General features: G+C 67.5%; 1 protein-coding gene. It reads right to left on the reverse strand.

Annotation, left to right across the window (positions count from 1 at the left end; genetic code table 11):
• Entirely contained in the window at window positions 1–1,086 is a 1,086-nt protein-coding gene (locus ACFC1X_RS40820) for an IS630 family transposase (RefSeq protein ID WP_376364844.1), read from the reverse strand.
• Window positions 1,087–1,193 lie beyond the last annotated feature (107 nt).

Genomic DNA, 1,193 nt, shown 5'->3' on the forward strand with positions numbered 1-1,193 from the left:
CTAGTGATCTGGTTCGGAGATGCGTGAGCAGTAGCGGCAGATGCGGTCGAGGATCTGGTCGGCGGTCTTGGTCCACTTGAAAGGCCGGGCATCGTCGTTCCAGACCTTGATCCAGTTCTCGAGTGCGGCCTTGAGGTCGTCGAGAGAGCAGAACACCCCGCGTTCGAGGCAGCGCCGTTCCAACTCGGCGAACCACCGCTCGACCTGGTTGATCCACGACGAGTAGGTCGGGGTGAAGTGGAGCTGGAAGCGTGGGTGCGCGAGCAGCCACTTGTGCACCACCGGTGCCTTGTGGGCGGAGAGATTGTCGCAGACCACGTGGACCGCCAGGCCAGGCTCGGTCTGGCGGTCGATCTTGTCGAGGAAGTCACGGAAGTCCACGGCCCGGTGCTGCGCGGACAGCTTCGTGATCACCTTGCCCGTTGCGGTGTTCAGGGCGGCGAACAGGTCGACGGTGCCGTGCCGGACGTAGTCGAAGCTCCGCCGCTCGGGCACCCCGGGCACCATCGGCAGCACCGGCGCGGTCCGCTCGAGAGCCTGGATCTGCGGCTTCTCGTCCACCGCGAACACCACCGCGTTCGCCGGCGGGGCCAGGTAGAGACCGACCACGTCACGGATCTTCTCGATCAGGAACGGGTCCGGGGAGATCTTGAACGTCTCGGTCCGCCACGGTTGCAGGCCGAAGGCGTGCCAGATCCGCAGCACGCTCGCCGGGGAGATCCCCACAACCTTGGCCAGTTCCCGCTTCGACCAGTGCGTCCCGCCTGGAGGTGCCTCCTCCAGGGTGCGGACCACCACCTCTTCCACCTGGGCGTCGGTGATGGTCCGCGGCACACCTGGCCGCGGCTCGTCCGCGAGCCCGTCCAGCCGGTCCCGCAGGAACCGGGTCCGCCACTTGGCGACGGTGCCCCGGTTCACCCCCAGCCGGGCCGCGACCGCCAGGTTCGGCCCGCCCTGCGCGCACGCCAGCACGATCCTCGCCCGCAGAGCGAGCCCCTGCGCGGTCGTCCGGCGCTTGACCCAGTTGTTCAACGTCTGCCGCTCGGTCTCACTCAGGACCAGCGGCTGCAGCCTGCTGTCACCCACAGTCCACAGCAGACCGAAGCCGACCGGCACCCGTCAGCCAAACCCGCCAACTTGGTACCGAAGGCAACTCATGTGGTGCCCGACCGACTCACAACCAGATCACTAGG

Source organism: Streptomyces sp. NPDC056128 (assembly GCF_042263835.1).
Taxonomy (GTDB): domain Bacteria; phylum Actinomycetota; class Actinomycetes; order Streptomycetales; family Streptomycetaceae; genus Streptomyces.